This window comes from Wylensekiella montiformis (assembly GCF_009697385.1).
GTDB lineage: Bacteria > Bacillota > Negativicutes > Selenomonadales > Selenomonadaceae > Selenomonas_A > Selenomonas_A montiformis.
This window is the reverse complement of record NZ_VUNL01000009.1, coordinates 52,709-74,191: the sequence shown is the minus strand read 5'-3', so window position 1 is coordinate 74,191 and position 21,483 is coordinate 52,709. Positions and strand designations below refer to the sequence as shown.

Below are 21,483 nucleotides of genomic sequence, written 5' to 3'. Positions count from 1 at the left end.
TTTTGTTTATCCTTCCCTTCCCTTGATTTCTGCCATCGCCCCAGCCAGCACTTTCGCACCGTTCATCGTGCCGTAATCCACGCTGTCGATGACCCGTACCGGCACTTCCGCCGGCACCCGGCTCCGCAGCTTCGCCTCCAGATAACGTACCTGCGGCCCGAGAAGAACCAGATTCACTCCCTCCAAATTTTCCTCCAGATCCGCTTCCGCCGAAGCCATAATCCGGACCGATTCCCCGGACGCCTCCGCAGCTTCCTTCATCTTAGCCACCATGAGGCTCGTAGACATCCCGGCCGAACATACGAGTAAGATTTTTTTCATCGAACCACTCCTTCCTTTTTTCGGCTTCACCTTGATATACTGCAATTGGCATGCCAACTTTTCCCCGCCTTCTTTTTCTCACCAGAGCGCATGGTATAAGGGCGCGCAGTATTTCCGCAAAAAAAAATAGTGTGCAAAAGAACTTACACACTATTTTTTCTCTTACACACTATTCTCATCCATCCGACATTCCTGATGATTTTCCAGACACATGCGTACCAAAAAGGCAATCTCTTCATCCGGAATCACCATCCGGTGTTCTTTTTCCAATGCCTGCACGCCTTCGCGAGCAGCTGCAAATGCCTGCAAATGTTCTTCCTCGTACTTCGCACAGTTTGGAAAATCGCAGGGAACCCGCTGATTCAGAATACGATCGATCATAAACAGCAGATGAATGGCAATGCCGGTACAAACATCCTGCGTCAAATTCAAATTCAGGCGCCGTTTCATGACCTGAAGGAACCGTTTCGCCTGATCCAGATCCCGTCCAACATCCATGCCTTTCAAATGCGCCTGAAGAGATTGGCGAATCCGCTCATCATCCCGCCGTTCTTTCAGGATCCGTCGCAGCGCCCCGAGACCGCTGCCCGCCAGAATATCCGCTGCAGGGAAAAAGGGGATGCGGTCCACTGGGAAATTCACCGTTCCCACGACTGCCACGATCTGCCAATTCTTACTCAGCGTCTGCATACGGCAGCAGAAATCATTGCGGTCCAGTATATTCAGCGCTTCAATCGCCATATCCTGTCCATCCAGCTCTTTCTCCAGATATTCCTTCAAATAACGCGCAGTTCCCGTCCCCGTAAAGCAAGCCGTAACGATCATCCATGGTTTTTTCGTGCCGTCCGGTACGGGCTGCAGGCGGTAACGCCCTGTCTCCCGGCAGTCACGATAGATTTCCTCCAGACTGCAGCCTTCCGCCGCCTTCCGGCACGCCTCGATCACAATGGGCGTGCTTACCATATCCAGACAGCGGATTGGCACACCGAATTCCTCTTGAAGAAGTCCCGCGAAATTGCTCAATGATCCCATGTCCACCAACAGAAGAAATCCGCGTTCCAGCGGAAGCTGACGCAGGAGAAGCCGCACCTGCTCATAAATATCCTCCACCTTCATTGATAACGGCATGTCGAGACTTTTGGCCACCGCGATACCGGCCAGTGTATTGGCAACCTCCGCCATTCCGCTGGCCACGGCCGGCCCGTGCATAAGGACCAGAATCTGAACCATGGCCTGCGGATTTTCTTCGCCACGCGTTCCGGATGGGATCAAAAACATCGCGATATATCCGATCTCATCCAAAGGCACTTCGATCTGAAACCGGTCCTCGATGAGATGTGCCAAGTGCATTGCCGTCTGAAATTCCTGCCGATACTGCTTGCGCACATGATTGAGCTGCGGATGATAGATCGGTGAACCATAACGAATCCGTTCCAGACTTTTGCTCAGATGCAGAGTCAGCCCGTAATAAACCTTTTCATCGAATTCGCGCTCCAATTCCTTTTCAGCCATCAGAAGCAATTCTTCCGCCAGATCAATGACTTCGCCAGGAACGACCTTGGCCAGTTCATCGCGTCGGAACCGTTCCGGCAGATCGCTGAGATAACGGCGGAAGTGCTGCTCGATATCTACGTTGACCAGCGCCCGCACTTCTGATTCTGTCATTCCCTGTGCTCTCAGCTTATCCGCCCGGCAGGCGATCACGCTGTAAAAGTCCAGACTGTTTGAGGCGCCGGAAGCAACAGGCTGATGTTCGTTTCCATCCGGCCGGAACACCATGATGTCTTCATTTTGATCCAAAAATTCCTGAATCTCACCGCGCCGTTCCGCGAAATGCAAAATCCCCCGCTTAACTCTCGCCTGCAAATCTTCCTGCCGGATGAGAACGTACGATGAAGGATCCGGCCGATGCACCAGAAAAGCCTGCGCACAAGCCAGCTGTACATCACTGCGAAGCTGACCGATGTTATTGGGGCAGTCATAAAGGAGGAACGATAAAACCGCATGATATTCGGCGTAAATCTCATGCTGCAGACGCCCGGCTTCCATACATAAGAAATGTTTCACCAGGGCAAAGCGCTCCTCGATGGTACGTTCCCGCAATGGAGGAAGTGTGATCGTCATGGGAATGCGGCGCGTAAAAGTTCCGAGCAGCGAAGACCGGGGGTCTTCCGTCGTCGCCGCTACGATCCGCACGCTGGCCTTCCGCATGGCGCCGGTATCCCCCAACGGCCGGTATGCACCTTTATCGATAAATGTGAACAGCATTTCCTGCCCCTGCGGCGGCAGGCGGTGTACTTCATCGAGGAAAAACATGCCGCCGTCCGCTTCCTGAAGAAGACCGGTCCGGTCTTTTTCCGCGCCGCTGTACGCTCCCTTTTTCACGCCAAAGATCTGCGCGACCAGCAGCTGAGGATTATCGGCATAATCAGCGCAGTTAAACCGGATGAACGGCGCATCCTCCCGGATGACACCGGACCGGCAGGCAAAATCATGCATAGCCTCAGCAAACATAGACTTTCCCACGCCGGTTTCGCCGAGGATCAGGGTATGCAGGCCGTACGGCGGATAGAGGATAGCCGCCTTGGCCTGACGGACTGCCATCTTCAGGCTGCCGTCCATGCCGACAATGCGCGGCAAATCTTCCCCGTCCTCCTGCCCCTCCCCGTTCTTTCGCCGGAGACGATACCGGACCGGCCGCCCGTTCATCTTTTCGAGCTTTCCTGTCCGGCAGAGCTGATTCAGATAACGGCTCGCTCCCGCCCGGTCCAGAGAAGTCCGGCTGCACAGCTCTTGGGCCGTAATCCCGGTCGATGCCTCCGGGCATGTCTGAATTTCCTGAAAAATATCGTCGCAACGACTCAAGTCACTCACCCACTTTTTCTGTCTGAGCCTCATCGCTCTAATATTTTAATTCTAACATAATGATTCATTCGCCGTAAAGATACTCTGTCCGATAAAATGAGACTTATTCAGAGCTTTAGGGGCGCTTAGCATCGAATAAAAAAGCCCCTTTCCAGAAAACAGACAAAAACCGTCTGTTTCTGAAAAAGGGCCGGTAAACAAACCTTGCGTCTTTGCTTATGTGTGATAAAGAAGCAATAGAAGTGCAAAAAATTTTGCCGTTCCTATCCGACACTTGGCCATTGTGTCGGATAGGTCGGGCGGTTATTCGGGCAAGTCAATCTTGCCGACAAAGCTGTAATAAATCTCAATGTCCTGCCTGCGGGTGCCGTTCTCATCATAGCTGCACTCATGCACCACAATTTTCTCGATCATTTCCCGCAAGAGAGTGGGGGTCAGTTCTTCAAAGGCAAGGTGCTTGCGGACAATGCCCATAAATTTCTCGGCGTTGACGGTAGCTGCCTGTGACTTGTCCAGTTCGGCTTGCAGGGCGGCGGCTCTCTTTTTCAGCTCCGCTTGCTCGGCTTCGTAGTCAGCCGACAGTTCCATGAAACGCTCATCGCTGATTTTGCCGTTTACATTGTCCTCATACAGCCGCTTGATAATGCGGCTGATTTCAGAAATGCGTTCCTGCGCCTGTTCAAGCTGCTTGATGGCTGCGGCGGTCTTTCGCTTGCCGCCGATCTCGTTCTGCTGGACAAGTAGTTTCACAAACCGGCTCTCATGCTTGGCTGCGTATTCGGTCACTTGCCGGAGATTTGCCAGGACACCAGCGGTCAACAGATCGGTGCGGATAAAGTGCGCCGTACAGTTGCGGGTGCGCTTCTTGTAGCTGCCGCAGATGTAGCAGTCCTGTTTGCGGTCTTTGTTCTGATACCGCTGCTGATACAGCACATGGCCGCAGTCGGCGCAGAACAAAATCCCGGAGAACAGCCCCACTTCATCGTAGCGGTTCGGGCGTTTGCGCTGTTTGCGTAACTCCTGCACCCGTTCCCATGTTTCCTTGTCGATGATCGGCTCATGGTGGTTCTCGAAAATGGCCTGCTTCTCGACGGGGTTCTCTATGCTGTGCTTGACCTTATAAGAAGGCTTTTCCGTTTTGAAGTTCACCAGACATCCGGTGTACTCTCGGTTTTCGAGGATATGAACGACGGTGTTGGTCGCCCATTTGCACTCATAGCCTGGGTGATAACGGCGGGTGCTGCCTGTCCGCTGATATTCCAGCGTCCCCGGCGTGGGGATTTGCTGCTCCGTCAGCATACGGGCAATCTTGGTCGGGCCGTTCCCGGCAAGGCAAAGCTGGTAAATCTGCTGCACCACCGGGGCGGCTTCCTCGTCTATAATAAAATTCTCGTCCTCGTCCATCACATAGCCGTAAACCGGCTTGCTGGTAACAGGCTTGCCGCTCATGCCTTTTGACTTTTTCACTGCCTTGATTTTCTTGCTCGTATCTCTCACCAGCCATTCATTGAACAGATTTCGCAGCGGGGTAAAATCGTTGTCCATGCCCTCGCTGGCACTGTCCACATTATCGTTGACAGCGATAAAACGCACACCCTTTTGAGGGAACAGCATTTCCGTGTAAAACCCTACCTGCAAGTAGTTTCGCCCTAACCGGCTCATGTCCTTGACGATGACCGTACCCACTTTCCCGGCTTCAATGTCCGCAAGCATGGCTTGAAATCCGGGCCGCTGGAAGTTCGCGCCGGAAAAACCGTCGTCGGTGTACCAGCGCAGATTGGTAAAGCCGTTCTGTTTTGCGTAGGTTTCGAGTATCCTTTTTTGGTTCGATATGGAATTACTCTCGCCTTGCAATTCATCCTCGTGGGACAATCTCGGATAAAGGGCGGTAATGAGGTTTTGGGTGGCTTGTCTTAACATAAAATCCTCCGTTTCCGACAGCCAGCCCCACTATTCCGTGGTTTCATTGTACCACGGAACGGCGGGGGCTGTACAGCGGCAAAAGCGTTAAATTTGCTTCTTTACAGCTTTTCAATTTTCCGATTTTTATGGTATGGGTTGTCGTCCCATATTTGCAGTAGAAAAGTTCATAACTCCGTGGTATACTCTGATTTAACAAAAAAATCAGAAGTTAAAGGAGAAAACATGAAGTATACAATAGATGAATTAACCGCGGCCAAAAGGCAAATTGATTCAACTCTGCACAAGCTAAGAGAAACAGTAAAAACATTTGAATCAAAGGATAATTCCGAGCGTTATAAATCACAAATCACATTGGCAAAGAGAAGAATAAAAGCCTTTGAAATTGCAAATTATTTTATAGAGAATGAGATTAAGAATTGCTAAAGCACTTCCGATTTTCGTTCCAGCGGTCATGCTCCCTGGCATGGCCGCTTTTCCATGCCCCGGTTCACGCCGGATAAGTCGGCTCCTGTGTAGCAGCGGCTTCCGCTTCCAGTACCCGCGCCATTTTGTCGGCGGCTGTGGTTGTGGTGTCTTTCTTGAAATAGCCGGACACGACAAGGACGGAATTGCCCATGCGGATTTCCGTCACACAGTCAGGGCGGCGGGTGGTGCGGGTGTCGTGCTGCTTGTTATCTGCCATAGGCAATACTCCTTTCAGTCGGTAATCAGTTTCTTCATGCTCTCCATTTTCCGCTTGGCGGTTTCCTGCCGGAAGTTGTCGCCGGTAAAGCGTACCGGGACGCACATGGAAAGCAGGCGGTCATAAATCCGGGAATGGGCGGTGTCCTCCGGGTTGTGCAGGTCGTCCAGCGTAAGGTTGGTCGTGACGATCAGCGGCTTGCCGCTGCGGTAACGGCTGTCAATCACATTGAACACCTGTTCCAGCCCGTATTCCGTCCCGCGTTCCATGCCGAAGTCGTCAAGGATCAGCAGCGGATAACGACAAAGGCGGGAAATGTACTCGTTGCGCCCCTCAAAGCTGGCGGCAAGGTCATTGAGGATAAGAGCAAAGTTCGTCATGCGGACGGGGATTTCTTTCTCCATGAGGGCGTTTGCGATACAGCCTGCAAGGTAGCTTTTGCCGGTGCCTACGCCGCCCCAGAACAGGCAGCCGATATTGTCTGTCCGCATATCTTCCCAATGCTCCACATACCGGCGGGCAAGCCCGGTCTGCGGGTTCCTGCCGTTGTCGTTCTCGAAAGTCCAGTCCCGCATGGTGGGGTCGGTAAAGCCCCGGCGTTTCAGTTCTTCCACGGTGTCAAGGTGTCTGCGCCGCTTTTCGGCGGCTTCCCGTTCCTCGCGGGCGGTTCTCTGGCAGTCGCACTCTGCCGGGTGGCGGTCGCGCCCGAAGATAGCGGCCTTATCCGGCGCAAAATAGGCTTCTTTCGGCTTGCGGCACTTGCCGCAGTACAGTAAACCGTCCTCGCCGGTGTAGTCCTCCGGCTCCGGGATGGTGGTCGTCATATTCTCCAAAACCGCGTTGATTTCATTCTTCATAAACTCTCGCCCTCCTTGCATGAGTAGTCTGGTATGCCCTTTTTAGGGGCTTCCTTTTTGTCGTTCCCCGCCCATATCCGCAGGGCGGCGGCATAGTTCTGGTAGCTTTTCCCGTTGGCGGCAAGGTAGCGGCTCATTTCCTCGATGAACCGTTCCAGCCTGTCAGGGTACTCTGCCTGCAACTCGTCGTATTCGGTCTGTGACAGAAAAATATTTCCATATCGGCCATAGGGCGCGGACGGCCCCCCACTCACTCCCTTTGTTTGGCTCTCTGTAAGGTTGTTTATAGTAGTTTGGTTAGGGGACGGTTTTCCGACCATCATAAGGTCGGTTTTCTGACCATCAGTAGGACGGTTTTCCGGCTCTATGAGGGGCGGACTTCCGGCCATCAGTTGGTCTGAAAACTGTACCTGTGGCACTGGCGGTACTTTGACATAAAGCCGGTTCGGTGCGGAGAAGCCGCCCCGTTCCCGTTCCAACAGCCCCGCCGTGTCCAGTTCATTAAGCGCCCCCTTGATGGTGGTGCTGCCTTTATCCAGTATTTCTGCTATCTCCGCGATGGGATAGATAATATAAATCCTGCCCTCGTCGTCCAGCCACTTGTTTTTCTGGGAGAGGGTGGAACGGTCTAACAGCAGCGAATACAGCAGCTTGGCGGTCTGTGAAATCTCCATTTTCAGCAGGAAACGGGGATACGGCAGATAGGCGGGCAGCCGCGTGTCTGCCCTGATATAATCAGCGATAGGATCACCTCCCTGTGTTCGGGTTGATTTTGGCGTATTGTCACGCATTAAAACGCCGTTTCCGGGGGAAAAGGATAAATGTATCGCGTACCCTTTGACACCCACGAAAAAAGCCTTGATTTATGCGGGTTTGAAAGGCTCTAAAGCGTGACATCTCTGCCTTTGTTTCCGCTTTCTCTCGGCGGCTTTGATTTTCTTCATGCGCCCGGCGCAGTCGGGGCAGTATTTTCCCCGGTTGGATTTGGGGACAAAGGCCGCCCCGCAGACGGCACACCGTTTCCGGCTTCCCCGGCACAAGAGGGCTGCGGCCAGCTCCCCGTCAAGGGGCAGGACAGCCACACGGAACCAGTGGCACATGAGGGAAAAGGAAATGCTCTGGACGCACACGCAAGGCTCCCCGTCGTCCAATAGCAGGCAGTTCCCCTCATCGTAGTTACAGCACTCATGTACCAGCCGCCGCGCCCGCCGGTGCTGGCGGTAGTCCATGTGGGGCAGGTTATCGCTCATGGCTCTGCTCCTTTCTGCGGTGCGGCTCGTCCCGGCGCAAAATCTGGTCGATGTTCCGCTTGACGGTCTGCAACTCCTTGAACCGCTGTTTCTGTTCGTGATAGGTGTTATACAGGCCGTCTTTCTCGGAGATAAGCTGCTCGATCTCGGCCTGCAACGCTTTCCGGGCGGGCAGCTTGGTAATGCCATGCGCCTTGAAATACCGGGCTGCTGCGTCGGCTATGATAAAATCGCTCTCATGGGCCTGCCGGTATGCGGCGCGGGCTTTCTCGGATTTCTGTGCCCGCAGCCCGTCGCGGGCGGCCTTGGTCTGGGCGTAGGCCAACACCTGCCGCTGCAACTTCTTTTTCCCTTGCAGCTTCGTTTCCAGTGCTTTCAGTTCGCCGCTGGTCTGGCGCATTTTCTGATAGGCGGTGTCAACGGCGGCTTCTAACTGCTCCGGGGAAGTAAAGCCGTATTGCTGGTAGACGGACAGCGTTTTGGCGGCCTGCTTCAGATTGTGTATCTTCGCCCAGCGTTCATAGCCCCGGCCTTTGCCCTCGGCCATTTTCTGCTCAATGTCCACAAGCCGCTGCACTCCGTCCTGTTTCGGGGCGGCTATCTCGGCTCTGGCAACCTGCAAGCGGTCTTTTATGGTGCGTGGGGGATCGGGGGATCTGGCTGGCGCTTCGGCTGCTCTGGCGGCGTTTTGCTCTAAAACGGCAAAGACAGCGGCGCGGTCAAAATCGTCGCCCAGCTTCCGGGCGGTAATTGGCTTTGTCCTGTCCGGCGTGAGGTAGGAAAGCCGCCCCCGGCTCTCCTTGACGGTCACACCCTCCTGCAGCAACAGAGAGGAAAACTCGTCAAAGCTGGCGGCGGTGGCAAGGGCTTTCCGTAGGGTCTGCCGCAGCTTCTCCTTGTTCGTTTCAAACTTGGTCTGCCGGGGCGTGATACTATCGGCAATCATGGGGGCGTTCTGCTTGTCCAGCGCGGCCTGTCCCTTTTTCTGCGCCCAATACTCCCGGTCGGTGACGCGGTTCTTGCTGCCGTTCAAGAGGTCGATTTGATAAAGCCCCTCCCGGTGGCACATCTCCATGACTTCGGATTTGAAGTAGCGCAGGGCAGCGTCGGTACATCGGTGCTTGCAGCCGACTTTCGTATCGGCCGGCCTGTCCATGTAGGGCAGGAACGGCACTTCCTCAATCCGCAGGCTGTTTATGACGATATGCACATGAATGTTGCCGCTGTGGTTATGCCCGTCCGGGTGGGTGCAGACAAGGGCCTGGTGGCCGGGAAAATGCTCTTTACAGAATTGTTCCCCCAACGCCTGCGCCCGGTCTACGGTCAGGCCGTTGTCCGGCCCGTCCCGCGGGTCAAAGCTGATGATGTAGTGGTGGCTTTTCACATCTTCCCGCCGCTGGTTTTTCTGATAGCGGAGATTGGCCCGCATACACGCAACGGCAAAATCCTCCCCGTCGCAGTTCAGCGTGGACAGCCGGTAGTCCTCGCGGGGGATAAGCCTGCCGGTTTCATCAAGGACGGGCTTCATGGTAAACTCGTCATGCTCAAAGAGAAGATATTGCTCGGCGGCTCCGTAGTCGGCGTTTTTAGAGTTGATATGCTTGAGTGTTGCCAACCGCGTCACCTACTTTCTTGAGGACTTCATACTTGAGGACGGCAAGGTCGGATATGGCGGCGCGTACCTCGCCGGAAAGGGTGTTGTAGGGTACGCCGTATTCGTTCAGATACCGGGCAATCTGATTGAGGTTGCCGCCGATCCTGCCGTACTCGGCTGTCAGCTTCCCGACAGCGGAAAGCAACTCGTCATTGACCGACGACACATGGACAACCGGGCGTATGGTCGCCCGCCGTATCGCCTGCCGGAGAAATTCGGACTGGCTGATACCATAGGGCGCAAGCCGCGCTGTGAAGTCGGCATACTCATCTTCGGACAGCCGGGTTTTCACAACGCGGCTGCGGTGGGGCGTGTTGTATTTCTTTCGCATGGTGTGACCTCCTTTCTCGCCCGTAAGGGCGCATGAGCAGGGTTTGGGGAAGGCACTCCCCAACAAGTTTCCCGCGAGGGGCAAAACTGCAGAATTGCGGATTTTGGCACCGTGGTAGAAACTTGCTCTCCGTGACTGCAAACTTTCTCTCACTTCCGTCCGCCACTTTTTTGGAAAACTGCAACCACAAAAGTTTGTTTCTCTTTTTCTGCTACTACTAATCCTGTAAAGGGCATTCCTGCCCGCTTTCGCTAAAATGACACCGGACGCAGTGGTTTCTACCCGGTGTTGGAGAAATCCTTTCTCTTTGCCCTCTACTACGGGTAAATGCTCCAAATGCCAAACACCAGGGCAGAAAAATTCCCTCCTCGCTTACTACTACAACCGGCAGGGGGCAAAATGGCCGGGAGCGGAGCCGGACAACAAAAAAAGCAGTAAATCTTTTTCAAGACTTACTGCTTTCGCTGGCCGCGTCGGTGGCGGCTGGTATTCAGTTTTTATGACTTGTCCGGTGGTTCGTCAAGCCGGAACTTGAATTGACAGTCAATTAACCGCTGCTTTACATAGTCCTCCACCTCGGCGTTGACCTGCCCGTTCACTTTTGAGAAATAGCGGATATATCCGGCGTAGTGGAGCAGGACAGCGTTCACGGCTTCTGGGTCGCCCTCACGGGCTTTGAGGATTGTTTCATAGGGGAGAAGTCTACTCATACCGGCTCACCCCCATTTCTTCGCGTAGCCGCTGCAAGGCAAGCTGGATATGCCGCCCCGCTGTGCTGCGTGACCGGCCAATACACGCGCCGATCACGCGCTGCGGCTGGCGCAGAAAGTAATAGCGCAGGATTTCTTCCCGCGTCTGCTCCGGCAAAACAGAGATCGCGTCGGCAAGGGCGGCGTTGCAGAGCAGGACGGTCTGACCGCAGACGGTAAATGGGTATTCCTCGTCCGGCTCCGACGCGGCAAACTGGACAAACTTCTCGTTCATCAGATAGTCAAGGGAAACTTGCCGTTCCCATTGCCGTTTAAGCTTCAAAATCTTGTCCAAGGCGGCACAGCGGATAACAGTCTTGCAAAAGGCGTTGTACCTGCGCTGGATATATTCTTGATAGGCTATCTGGTCGGTCATGGAAATTCCCCTTTCTGAATAATAGTGCGGGGCGGTGGCACTTCTTGCTGTCGCCCCTTGATTGCCTACCAGCAAAGGCGGGCGGGGCTGTCAACGGCTGCGCATATGCGCCGTTCATCTTGACCGTTGACTGGCTCGGCTGGGTTTGCTATTTACCCGACAAACTTGAATTTATTTTAAGCTATCACGTTTTACCTTCTTAAGCCTTACTATCATTACCATAGGAATTTCTTTGTTGGTTTTAAAACATTCTTCATAAAATCCATCAATGACAAATCCAGCTCTAAAACAAAGGTTAAAAATATCTTGTATGGAACGATGATAATAAATCTGCTCTTTCGGTTGCCCTTCAATCGCTATATCATAGTAACTGTGCGGTGTCATATATTTTTCAGTCAACGTGACAAAACAAGGGTGTTGCGTTGCAAAGACAAAAATTCCGCTTTCCTGCAACAGTTCATAAACAGCCATAAGAAGTGGTTCAATATCCGTAATATCCATAATTGCCATATTAGAAACTGCTTTCGTAAAGGCTCGATTTCTTTTTAATTCTAATATACTTTTTCTATCGGTCGCATCCGCCACACAAAATTCAATTTGTTTTGCATATTGTGATTGCCGTCTTTTAGCCAATTCTATCATTTTTTTGCTGTAATCAAAAGCGACAACCGAAGCGCCTCTTTGTGCAAGATACGAAGAATAATTTCCATTGCCACACGCAATATCCAAAATGTAATCCGCAGGATTAGGAGATAGAAGTTCCGTTACTTTGGGACGCACTACCTCTCTGTGAAATTCATTAGATTCGTCACCCATTGCATTATCCCAAAATTGTGCGTTCTCCTCCCAGATTTTTTTACTTTCCTCTGTTCCCATGTTCTCTCCCACTCCCCAAATTTGCTTTTTTGCTTCCATTAAATCTTCCTTACTATATTCCATTGTTACCCTCCATAACTTCTGATTGTTGCCGTCTTGACGATTATGTATCTTTACATTACCTTCTGAAACATATGGCGCACCTTGTCCAGGCGGCTGTTTGGACGGCGGGGCTGGATGACCGGCTGACCGACAGCGGCCTGATATCCTTTCAGCTCTGTAAGGCATACGCTCCGCCCGTTGGTGTAAAAGGCCAGATCAGTACGGTATGCCTGTATACAGCGGGCGGGAATCTCGCCAGTAAAGACAACTTCATCCTTTTTTACCTGGGCCGTTTCGATGGTGGCACAGTATTTCGGTGCATCATGATAAGCCCTGGAAAGGTATTCCTGGGGCGCATAGAGGATGAAGGAGAGATAAGGTTCCAGCAGCTGCGTCCCCGATTCCTTCAATGCCTGTTCCAATACAATCGGGGCCAATGAGCGGAAGTCCGCCGGCGTGCTGACCGGACTGTAATAAAGCCCGTATTCAAAGCAAATCTTACAGTCCGTTACGTTCCAGCCGAACAAGCCCTGCTCCAGCCCGTAACGGATACCATCCCTGACAGCGTTTTGAAAACTCTGGTTCAAGTATCCCAGCGAAACCCGGCTCTCGTATTGTACACCGGAGCCAAGCGAGAGTGGTGTAACAGACAGTCCTATGGATGCCCAAAACGGGTTGGGCGGCACCTCGATATGGATGGTGTGGCTGGCTGCTTTGAGCGGCCGCTCCATATAAATGACGGAGGGTTCCTTTACCACTGTTTCAAGCTTGTATTTTTCCGACAGCAAAGCGGAAACAACCTCCAACTGCACCCGGCCCAAAAAAGAAAGAATGATCTCATGGGTGATGGAATCCACTTCGCAACGCAAAAGCGGGTCAGTATCCGCAAGTTGCGTAAGAGCGTCCAGCAGCCGTTCTCTTTGCGCTGCCGTTTTCGGCGCAATCGTCGTCCGCAGCATGGGGAGGGGGTCCTCGCGCCACCTTTTACGAGGGAGCCGGGTTTGGTCCCCTAATACATCGTTTAACCTCACGCTGTCGCTGGGAAGGATAACAATTTCACCCTGATAAGCGGTGTCTGTCCGAACAATTTCCCCTTTGGATGGAATACGCATCTCTGTGATTTTCAGCTTTTCTCTCCCGGCCAGGGCCACCGTATCCCGCAGGCGCAGCGTTCCGCTGTATAACCGTAGATAGACACGCCGCTGGCCGCAATCGGTGTACTCAACCTTGAAAACGCTGCCGCATAGGGCGGCGCCCCCCTGTTCCCCAATCGGTTGGAACAGCCCTGTCACCGCATCCATCAACGGTTGAATGCCAAGGCCATTTTTGGCGCTGCCATGATAGACTGGGAACAGGGAGGCGTCTTGAACCCGCTGCTGTTCCTCCCGCGCAAGTTTTTCCCGGCTGATTGGTTCTCCTGCGATATACTTTTCCAATAATTCATCGTTATTTTCGATGACCGCATCCCATGCTTCTATGTCGGTATTTTCCTCCAGGACTATTTCCGGGGACAGCGACACCGTCTGCTTGATGATAATATCGGCGGAGAGCTTATCCCGAACAGACTGAACCACGCTCTGCAAATCAACGCCAGCCTGGTCGATCTTGTTGATAAAGATAACGGTGGGAATGTTCATTTTCCGCAGGGCATGGAACAGAATACGGGTCTGGGCCTGCACGCCATCTTTAGCGGAGATCACCAAGATGGCCCCATCTAAAACAGCCAAAGAGCGGTACACCTCCGCCAAAAAATCCATGTGGCCGGGCGTATCCACAATGTTAACTTTACATCTGTGCCACTGGAAGGAAGTGACTGCCGCTTGAATGGTAATCCCACGCTGCCGCTCCAAAAACATGGTGTCCGTCCTCGTTGTCCCTTTTTCGACGCTCCCCGGTTCTGAAATGGCTCCGCTGGCATATAGCAGGCTCTCCGTCAAGGTCGTCTTTCCAGCGTCTACATGGGCAAGAATTCCAATATTGATTATTTTCATGTGATTGTCCTCCCTTTACAGCCCCAAAGGGCATAAAAATCCCCAGCAGTAAAATACTTTTACCACTGGGGATTATAAGTTGCGGACATACACATATACAGCATACACCTGTTTGTGATTGCTGTTTTTGGGGATATGTCAAAATTGATAAGGCAAAAGTATTCTTAAATTGGGTACAAAAAACTAAGCCCCTACAAAAGGAGCTATCATAATCCTTTGTTCCCACTATTTGATTATAGTTTTATTTAAGAATACCTTGCCGCATATTTTTTACTCCTTTTCTGGATTAAATCATTGTATCACATCAGTTTTAGGAAAGCAAGTACCTAAAAGAAATTTTTCTTCCCCTTATATGTAACAATCATACCGGCTTCCTAGCGTTCAGAATGTTTTCTGCTGTCTGCTGTGGTGTTTGGTTGGAATTGTCCAACCAAAAGCCGATCCGTGGTGTTGTCTGCATTTTACTAAATACAAATTCAATGTATACAGAAAGATATAAGGAGTGGGAGGGATTCCGCCGTAGTTGGCATTGTAGGAAAATCCAAAAGTTTAGATTTTCCCACAATGCTTATCTTTTGGTCTTTGGTTCGGAATAGTGTAGTGCTGGCGGTCTATCTCTTGTTTTCGGTTGCTTGCTTCCTTACCGTACATGAGCATTTACTCAAAGGGTCTTCAGCAATTCTTGTACCTTGGACAGATATTCTTCCCGATGGAAGGTATACACTTCACCGGTGCGGCGCACCTTGACTTCAATCACGCCCTCATCGACGGCTTTGGGCCCGATAACGACACGTACCGGATAACCGATCAGATCACAGTCCTTGAACTTGACTCCCGCACGTTCTCTGCGGTCATCGAGGAGAACATCCATGCCGGCCTGACGACATTCCTCATAAACACCTTCCGCATAAGCGAGCTGGTCGTCCTTCTTCGCATTGACGGCTACGATCACGACTTCAAACGGCGCGATTGCCCGTGGCCAGATGATCCCCTGCTCATCGTTATTCTGCTCAATGGCCGCTGCCATCGTACGGCCGACGCCGATTCCGTAGCATCCCATGACAAGCGGCTGCTCCTTGCCGTTCTCGTCCAGGAAAACAGCCCCCATGGCCTGACTGTACTTCGTTCCCAACGTAAAGACCTGACCGGCCTCGATGCCGCGGGTCATCTTAAGCGGCGCACCGCAATGAGGACACGGATCCCCTTCGCTGACCATGCGCAGATCAGCGACGACAACCGCCCCCCGGTCAAAATCACGCTCTGGGTTAACCTGCCGGAAATGCGCGTCCGCCTCATTTGCCCCCGTGACGGCATTATGCATCTTCATCACCGTGGCATCGACAAGCACATGCGTCCCCTTCTTAAGGCCGATCGGCCCCATAAAGCCCGGACAGCCGCCGGCGGCGCGAATCGCATCCTCATCCGCCATGCGCAGATCGAGAGCCCCCTCGATCTGATTGATGACCTTGACCTCATTGACTTCATGATCGCCGCGGACAAAGGCCAAAACGAGCTCATCCTTATCGGTCTGATAAGCGACAGCCTTGATCGTTTGATCGGCAGACACATGGAGATATTCGCAGAGCGATTCAATGGTATTCGTTCCCGGCGTAGAGACCTTTTCCAACGGCAGCTCTTCTTCGGCGGGAATATCCAGCGGCTTAAGTTCCGCCTTTTCATCACTGGCCGCATAATCACAGGACGTGCAGTACGCGATATTGGATTCCCCCGCATCCGCAAGAACGGTGAACTCATGCGAATGACCGCCGCCGATCGCACCGTTGTCGGCCTCAACCGGACGGAATTCCAGGCCCATGCGCGTAAAAATCTTCGTATAGGCATCGTACATCTTCCGATATGATTCATTCATCCCCTCGACATCCTTGTCAAAGGAATAGAGATCCTTCATGATGAACTCGCGGCTGCGCATCAGACCGAAGCGCGGGCGGCGCTCATCGCGGAACTTGTCCTGAATCTGATAAAGCATCAGCGGCAGCTGCTTATAGCTGCGCACTTCATCGCGCACAAGATCGGTAATCATTTCCTCATGCGTCGGTCCAAGGCAGAAATCACGGCTATGGCGATCCTTGATCCGCATCATTTCATCGCCATAAGCCGCCCAACGGCCGCTCTCCTCCCAAAGTTCCGAGGGCTGCAGAATCGGCATGCAGACCTCCTGTCCGCCCGCAGCGTCCATTTCTTCGCGGATGATCTGCTCGATCTTGCGAATCACCCGCCAGCCAAGCGGCAAAAAGGTATACATGCCGCCGGCTACCTTGCGGATCATTCCGGCGCGATACATGAGCTGATGGCTGACAATCTCGGCCTCAGCTGGCGTATTCCGAAGTGTTGGTGCATATAAATTGCTTGCTCTCATTTTTTATTCCGTTCCTCCAATATCGCATCGATTTCCTTGAATAACTCATCCACCAGATCGGCTTCCGGAACCTTGCGGATAATCTCGCCCTTGCGGAAAATCAGCCCTTCGCCGTTTCCTCCTGCAATGCCGACATCCGCTCCGCGCGCTTCACCTGGACCATTGACCACACAGCCCATCACCGCAACGTCAATGGGTTCCTTGATGCCTGCCAGCTTCTTTTCTACCTGATCGGCGATAGCCGGAAGATCGATGCTCGTACGCCCGCAGGTCGGGCAGGCCACCAGAGTCGGGCCATATTCTCTCAGCCCCAACGATTTCAGAATTTCATTGGCCGTCTTGACCTCAACCACCGGGTCGCCAGTCAGAGAAATGCGGAACGTATCGCCGATTCCTTCTGCCAGCAGCGCACCGATGCCCACAGCCGACTTAATGATGCCCGTATTGACCGTACCGGCCTCGGTAATGCCGAGATGAAGCGGATAATCCACGGTTTCGCTCATAAGGCGATAGGCGGCAATCGTCAGCGGCACGTCATGTGCCTTGAGGGAAATTTTCATATCATGGAAATCAAGTGCTTCCAAAATACGGACATGCTCCATCGCGGACTCCACCAAAGCTTCCGGCGTAGCACCTCCATATTTCGCCGAAATTTTTTTATCCAGCGAACCGGCATTGACGCCGATGCGGATAGGGATATGCCGTTCCTTCGCTGCAGCCACCACGGCCCGGACCTTTTCCGCGCCTCCAATATTGCCGGGATTCAGGCGCAAGGCCGCGATTCCCTGATGAATGGCCTCAATCGCCAGTTTATAATCAAAATGAATGTCCGCTACCAGCGGCACCTGTACAGACCGGATGATATTTCCAAGATTTTTCGCCGCCTCCATATCAGGCACAGCCAGCCGCACGATATCGCAGCCCGCTGCCTGCAGGGCTTTGATCTGCGCGACAGTCACTTCCGTATCGGTCGTTTTCGTATTGCACATCGACTGTACGGAAATCGGCGCACCTCCGCCGATCGCCACCGGACCAATATGGATCTGACGCGTCTTTTTTCGTTGGATCATAGCTTGCTTCAGCCTCCCGTAAATACCCGCACAATATCATTTTTTGTAGCCAGAACCATCAGAAGAATCAGCAGCGCAATCCCGATCTTCTGGGTATACTCCATCGCCTTCTGCCCCATCGGCTTGCCGCGCACAGCCTCAACGCACAGGCCGGCAAAATGTCCGCCGTCCAAAGCGGGAATGGGAAAGAGATTCACAATGCCGAGATTCAGGCTGAGAAACGCTGCAAAATTCAGTAAAGGCACAAAGCCCATCTGGGCCACCTCACCGGCCATCTGCGCCACGCCGATCGGCCCGGCCAACTCCGCACCGGAAAGCTCCAGAAGGATCCGATAAAGGGCATCCACCATCATATAGAGTATCGCCGCCGTTTTCTGCACGGCCAGCCGGGCAGCTTCAGCCAGCCCCGGATAACGGGTATCCACCGAGCTCATGACGCCGACCATAGCCCGCTTGGCGCTGCTGTCATATACCGGCGTCATCGTCGTCGTGAACGTGTCTTCGCCGCGCTGTACCGTCACCGTGACTGCTTCGCCGGTATTGTCTCTCACACCCTGCACAAAATCTGTCCAGCTTTCGACCGGCTGTCCGTTCAGACTCAGCACGCGGTCGCCTTCCAGCAAACCGGCTTCCGCCGCAGGCTTTCCGGCAATGACGGTGCCCATGACGGGTTCCGGATTCGGCGTGCTAACGCCGGAAAAGAAAAAGATCCCGAAAAAAATCAAAACCGGCAAAAGAAAATTCATAACGGAACCGGCCAAAATGACAATCATGCGGGAACGAACCGGCTTCTCGCAATATCCGCGCTCCCCCGCATCATTATCAGCCGGATCCATACCGGCTATGTCATTAAAGCCCCCCAGCGGAACGGCCCGAATCGAGTATACGGTCTCGCCCCATCGATGGCTGATGAGTTTCGGGCCGAATCCAATGGCAAATTCATCCACCCGCATACCGGTCAGCTTTGCGGTAACAAAATGGCCGAGTTCATGGACAAGAACCAGCAGCCCAAAGACAAAAATAGCGGCCGCTATCGTTACAACCATACTTTTCCCCTTTCTTATCGCGCCAAAAGCGAGGCGGCAAAGCGGCGCGCCCGGCTGTCTTCCTCAAACAGCTCGTCCAGCGTCGGCGACAGAACGCATTCTGTTTTCATCATCGTCTCTTCAATAATATCATAAATATCGAGGAACCGAATCTTCCCCTGCAGAAAGGCTCCGACAGCCACTTCATTTGCCGCATTGAATACACATGGCATGCTGCCGCCCATCTGTCCCGCTTCATAGGCAAAGGCCAGTCCTCTGAACGTATCGGTATCCGGTTTCTCAAACGTCAGGGATTTCATCTTCCAGAAATCCAGCCTTTCGAACCCGGACACGGTGCGCTCCGGATAAGTCAGCGCATACTGAATCGGCAGCCGCATATCGGTCGACCCGAGCTGCGCCATGACCGCACCGTCGCGGAACTGCACCATGGAATGTACGATGCTCTGAGGATGCACCACGACCTGAATCTGATCGTACCGGACATCATACAGCCATTTCGCTTCGATGACCTCCAGCCCCTTATTGACCAGCGTAGCCGAATCCACCGTAATCTTTTTCCCCATAGTCCATGTCGGATGATCCAGCACCTGCGCCACGGTAGCCCCAGCCAGCTCTTCCCGGCTCTTTCCCCGAAACGGGCCGCCTGAACAGGTAAGAAGCAGTTTTTCTACCGTATCCTTTTTCTCTCCCTGCAGGCACTGGAACAAGGCGCAGTGTTCACTGTCAACAGGAAGAATCGCTACGCGCTGCTCACGGGCCCGCTTCATGACCAGCTCACCGGCGACCACAAGCGTTTCCTTATTGGCCAGCGCAATGTTCTTTCCGGCATCCAGCGCTTTCATCGTCGGCTCCAGCCCCGCAAATCCCATCATAGCCGTAACCACCGTGTCAACGCCATCCACGGCTGCCGCATCGATAAAGGCCTGCCGGCCTCCGGCCAATTTCACCGGGCCGCTGTATCGCGCCGAAAGGCGCTTCCAGGCTGATTCATCAGCCAGAACAGCCAGATCCGGGCAAAATTCACGAATTTGAGCTTCGAGCAATTCATCATTGGAATTCGCGGCCAGGACCCGCACGCGGAAAAGCTCGGGATGACTGCGCACGACATCCAGCGTCTGTGTGCCAATCGATCCGGTCGAGCCCAGGACAGCAATATTCTTCATCGTTCCATTCTCCTCACTGCAGCATGCCTTTATTTCAGGACAATACCGACGAATTTCACAAAATAATAAACCAGCGGAGCGGTAAACAGGATGCTGTCAAAGCGATCCCATACGCCGCCATGCCCGGGGATAATATTTCCGGAGTCCTTGACCCCCGCATATCGTTTGGCTACAGACTCCACGAGATCGCCGATTGTAGCCAGAAGCGCGAGAATAAAGCCCAGCACAGCCATTTCCCGAACCGGCAGGTCAAAGAACATGCCCAGTGCGGCAACAGCGGCAGTCGTCCCGACTAAAGATCCCAAAAAGCCCTCCACCGTCTTGTTCGGGCTGATGGACGGACAAAGCTTATGCCGCCCCAGCGCAGAGCCGGTAAAATAAGCGAACGTATCGCTGGACCATGTGCCGATAAATAAAATCCAAATCATCGCACAGCCGAAATCAAACGAGCCGACCGGCGTCATCAGCAAGGTCTCCGGTGCAGTCTGCCGAAGCATGACCATGTACGCGAAAGGAAAACCAATATAAAGAATACCGGCAGCCGACGCCAGAGCATCCATGATGCTGACCGCCGAACGTCTCAGCACGCTTTCCATCAACACCACGCATACAGACAACGTAACGGCGGCAAGCAGCCAGTCCGTCTGCTGCTGCCAGCCGGCATACCAAATCAGACCGATTCCCAGAAGTCCTGTGACAAGCGTCAGTCCCATACCGCGCTCGGCGAAAACCCGTACATATTCCAGCCAGGCCAGCCAGGCCAGCAACAGTGCTGCGCCGGCAAAGAAAGCACCGCCCGTCTGGATTATGACGGCAGCCAGGGCAATACCGACGATACCGGTTATGATTCTTGTAAGCAAATCCATCGCTCCTATTCTTTTTTATCCGTCTGAGAGAGTCCGCCGAAACGACGATCGCGTCCGGCGTAATCTTTCATGGCTTCCACAAAACATTCCGGGGTAAAATCCGGCCAATTCGTCTCTGTGAACCAAAACTCCGCATAGGCGGACTGCCAGAGCAAAAAATTCGACAGCCTCTGATCGCCGCTTGTGCGGATGACCAAATCCACCGGAAGATTCCCCCAGGTATCCAGATTCGCTTCCACCGTGTCTTCGCCGATATCCTCCGGATTCAGCGCCCCGGAGGCCACCTTGCCGGCAATGGATCGGACAGCGCGCACCAATTCGTCCTGTCCGCCATAATTGGCGGCAACATTAAACCGCACTCCTGTATTCGCCTTCATCAGATCTTCCGCATCGCGCATCTGTTTCTGCAGAGATTCGGGCAAACCGTCAATTTGCCCGATGAAATGAATCCGCACATTATCCTCGTACATCTCGCGAACCTCTTTCCGAAGGTACTCCGAAAACAAGTTCATCAAAAAATCGACTTCCTGATGCGGCCGCTTCCAGTTCTCCGTGGAAAATGCGTAAACAGTCAGAGCGTCCAGCCTGAGCCCGATTGCTGTTTTGAGAATATTTTTCAACGTCTTAACCCCTGCCGTATGCCCCGCTGTCCGAATCATTCCCTTCCCCTTCGCCCATCTGCCGTTGCCATCCATGATAATGGCCACATGGCGGGGAAGCTTGTCCCAATCAATCTCGGAAAACAAAGGGGAATCATGTTCGGGAATCTCAAACCTGCCCCCGGATACCACGGAGCTGCCGATCGATCCCAGAATTTTTTTCAACATATCGTAATCCCTCATCCTCAGGATAATTTTTCCCAATAAAAATCACGCAATGATGCAAAATACGCAAAATGCTGCCGCTTGGATCGGCTGTTTACCGCCGAGATACGAGTCTGCTTCATCCCCGCCCGCCTGATTGCGACGTATCGCAGGCGCGGGAGACTCGCCACAGGCCGAAATAAGAACAAGCCCCTCTGCAAGAGGGGCCCGTTCCCGGCGG

20 protein-coding genes are annotated in these 21,483 nt (G+C 53.2%); 1 reads left to right on the top strand and 19 read right to left on the bottom strand.

The features are described 5' to 3' along the window. Nucleotides 1-6: 6 nt before the first annotated feature. The 3 genes from FYJ78_RS08945 to FYJ78_RS08935 form a co-directional block, all read right to left on the bottom strand. Complete coding sequence (locus FYJ78_RS08945; protein ID WP_154621057.1) at nt 7-321, bottom strand: PTS sugar transporter subunit IIB; 315 nt, start codon at nt 319-321, stop codon at nt 7-9. A gap of 162 nt (nt 322-483) precedes the next feature. Continuing rightward, complete coding sequence (locus FYJ78_RS08940; RefSeq protein ID WP_195847937.1) at nt 484-3,195, bottom strand: sigma-54-dependent transcriptional regulator; 2,712 nt, start codon at nt 3,193-3,195, stop codon at nt 484-486. A 294-nt stretch (nt 3,196-3,489) separates the two neighbouring features. Continuing rightward, nucleotides 3,490-5,106 carry a recombinase family protein gene (locus tag FYJ78_RS08935; protein WP_002596236.1) on the bottom strand — a complete coding sequence of 539 codons (1,617 nt, stop codon included), beginning with the start codon at nt 5,104-5,106 and terminating at the stop codon, nt 3,490-3,492. A 225-nt stretch (nt 5,107-5,331) separates the two neighbouring features. Between FYJ78_RS08935 and FYJ78_RS08930 the strand changes: the two genes are divergently transcribed. After that, nucleotides 5,332-5,532, top strand: a complete 201-nt coding sequence (locus FYJ78_RS08930) for a hypothetical protein (protein ID WP_002596235.1) — start codon at nt 5,332-5,334, stop codon at nt 5,530-5,532. A gap of 64 nt (nt 5,533-5,596) precedes the next feature. Here the strand turns inward: FYJ78_RS08930 and FYJ78_RS08925 are convergent, their stop codons facing one another. The 16 genes from FYJ78_RS08925 to uppS form a co-directional block, all read right to left on the bottom strand. Further along, nucleotides 5,597-5,791 carry a transposon-encoded TnpW family protein gene (locus tag FYJ78_RS08925; RefSeq protein WP_002596234.1) on the bottom strand — a complete coding sequence of 65 codons (195 nt, stop codon included), beginning with the start codon at nt 5,789-5,791 and terminating at the stop codon, nt 5,597-5,599. A 14-nt stretch (nt 5,792-5,805) separates the two neighbouring features. Next, nucleotides 5,806-6,648, bottom strand: coding sequence for an ATP-binding protein (locus tag FYJ78_RS08920; protein ID WP_002596233.1), 843 nt, complete (start codon nt 6,646-6,648; stop codon nt 5,806-5,808). Continuing rightward, entirely contained in the window at nt 6,645-7,439 is a 795-nt protein-coding gene (locus FYJ78_RS08915; RefSeq protein ID WP_006356266.1) for a replication initiator protein A, read from the bottom strand. The genes FYJ78_RS08920 and FYJ78_RS08915 overlap by 4 nt, the downstream gene beginning before the upstream one ends. 72 nt (nt 7,440-7,511) lie before the next feature. Then, nucleotides 7,512-7,898, bottom strand: a complete 387-nt coding sequence (locus tag FYJ78_RS08910) for a cysteine-rich VLP domain-containing protein (RefSeq protein ID WP_002596231.1) — start codon at nt 7,896-7,898, stop codon at nt 7,512-7,514. Next, complete coding sequence (locus tag FYJ78_RS08905) at nt 7,888-9,513, bottom strand: relaxase/mobilization nuclease domain-containing protein (RefSeq protein ID WP_002596230.1); 1,626 nt, start codon at nt 9,511-9,513, stop codon at nt 7,888-7,890. The genes FYJ78_RS08910 and FYJ78_RS08905 overlap by 11 nt, the downstream gene beginning before the upstream one ends. After that, the gene (locus FYJ78_RS08900) at nt 9,485-9,883 is read right to left on the bottom strand and encodes a plasmid mobilization protein (protein ID WP_002596229.1); all 399 of its coding nucleotides are present in this window, start codon (nt 9,881-9,883) and stop codon (nt 9,485-9,487) included. Before FYJ78_RS08900 ends, FYJ78_RS08905 begins: the two co-directional genes overlap by 29 nt. 497 nt (nt 9,884-10,380) lie before the next feature. Further along, entirely contained in the window at nt 10,381-10,593 is a 213-nt protein-coding gene (locus tag FYJ78_RS08890) for a helix-turn-helix domain-containing protein (protein ID WP_002586615.1), read from the bottom strand. Continuing rightward, nucleotides 10,586-11,008 carry a sigma-70 RNA polymerase sigma factor region 4 domain-containing protein gene (locus tag FYJ78_RS08885; RefSeq protein WP_002586616.1) on the bottom strand — a complete coding sequence of 141 codons (423 nt, stop codon included), beginning with the start codon at nt 11,006-11,008 and terminating at the stop codon, nt 10,586-10,588. Before FYJ78_RS08885 ends, FYJ78_RS08890 begins: the two co-directional genes overlap by 8 nt. A 171-nt stretch (nt 11,009-11,179) precedes the next feature. Beyond that, nucleotides 11,180-11,947 (bottom strand): class I SAM-dependent methyltransferase, encoded by a 768-nt coding sequence (locus tag FYJ78_RS08880; protein WP_002586626.1) that lies wholly within the window; start codon nt 11,945-11,947, stop codon nt 11,180-11,182. A 50-nt stretch (nt 11,948-11,997) separates the two neighbouring features. Further along, nucleotides 11,998-13,917: a tetracycline resistance ribosomal protection protein Tet(W) gene (gene tet(W) / locus FYJ78_RS08875; protein ID WP_002586627.1), complete on the bottom strand. Its 1,920-nt coding sequence runs from the start codon at nt 13,915-13,917 to the stop codon at nt 11,998-12,000. 661 nt (nt 13,918-14,578) lie between these two features. After that, the gene (locus tag FYJ78_RS08865) at nt 14,579-16,294 is read right to left on the bottom strand and encodes a proline--tRNA ligase (protein WP_154621055.1); all 1,716 of its coding nucleotides are present in this window, start codon (nt 16,292-16,294) and stop codon (nt 14,579-14,581) included. Further along, nucleotides 16,291-17,364 carry a flavodoxin-dependent (E)-4-hydroxy-3-methylbut-2-enyl-diphosphate synthase gene (ispG, locus tag FYJ78_RS08860; RefSeq protein WP_154621054.1) on the bottom strand — a complete coding sequence of 358 codons (1,074 nt, stop codon included), beginning with the start codon at nt 17,362-17,364 and terminating at the stop codon, nt 16,291-16,293. The genes FYJ78_RS08865 and ispG overlap by 4 nt, the downstream gene beginning before the upstream one ends. An 8-nt stretch (nt 17,365-17,372) precedes the next feature. Then, nucleotides 17,373-18,410: an RIP metalloprotease RseP gene (rseP, locus tag FYJ78_RS08855; protein WP_154621053.1), complete on the bottom strand. Its 1,038-nt coding sequence runs from the start codon at nt 18,408-18,410 to the stop codon at nt 17,373-17,375. Nucleotides 18,411-18,424: 14 nt separating this feature from the next. Further along, nucleotides 18,425-19,573: a 1-deoxy-D-xylulose-5-phosphate reductoisomerase gene (locus tag FYJ78_RS08850; protein ID WP_154621052.1), complete on the bottom strand. Its 1,149-nt coding sequence runs from the start codon at nt 19,571-19,573 to the stop codon at nt 18,425-18,427. Between the two features lie 29 nt (nt 19,574-19,602). Continuing rightward, the gene (locus tag FYJ78_RS08845; protein ID WP_154621051.1) at nt 19,603-20,433 is read right to left on the bottom strand and encodes a phosphatidate cytidylyltransferase; all 831 of its coding nucleotides are present in this window, start codon (nt 20,431-20,433) and stop codon (nt 19,603-19,605) included. Nucleotides 20,434-20,444: 11 nt separating this feature from the next. After that, complete coding sequence (uppS, locus tag FYJ78_RS08840) at nt 20,445-21,266, bottom strand: undecaprenyl pyrophosphate synthase (protein WP_154621050.1); 822 nt, start codon at nt 21,264-21,266, stop codon at nt 20,445-20,447. Nucleotides 21,267-21,483: the final 217 nt, after the last annotated feature.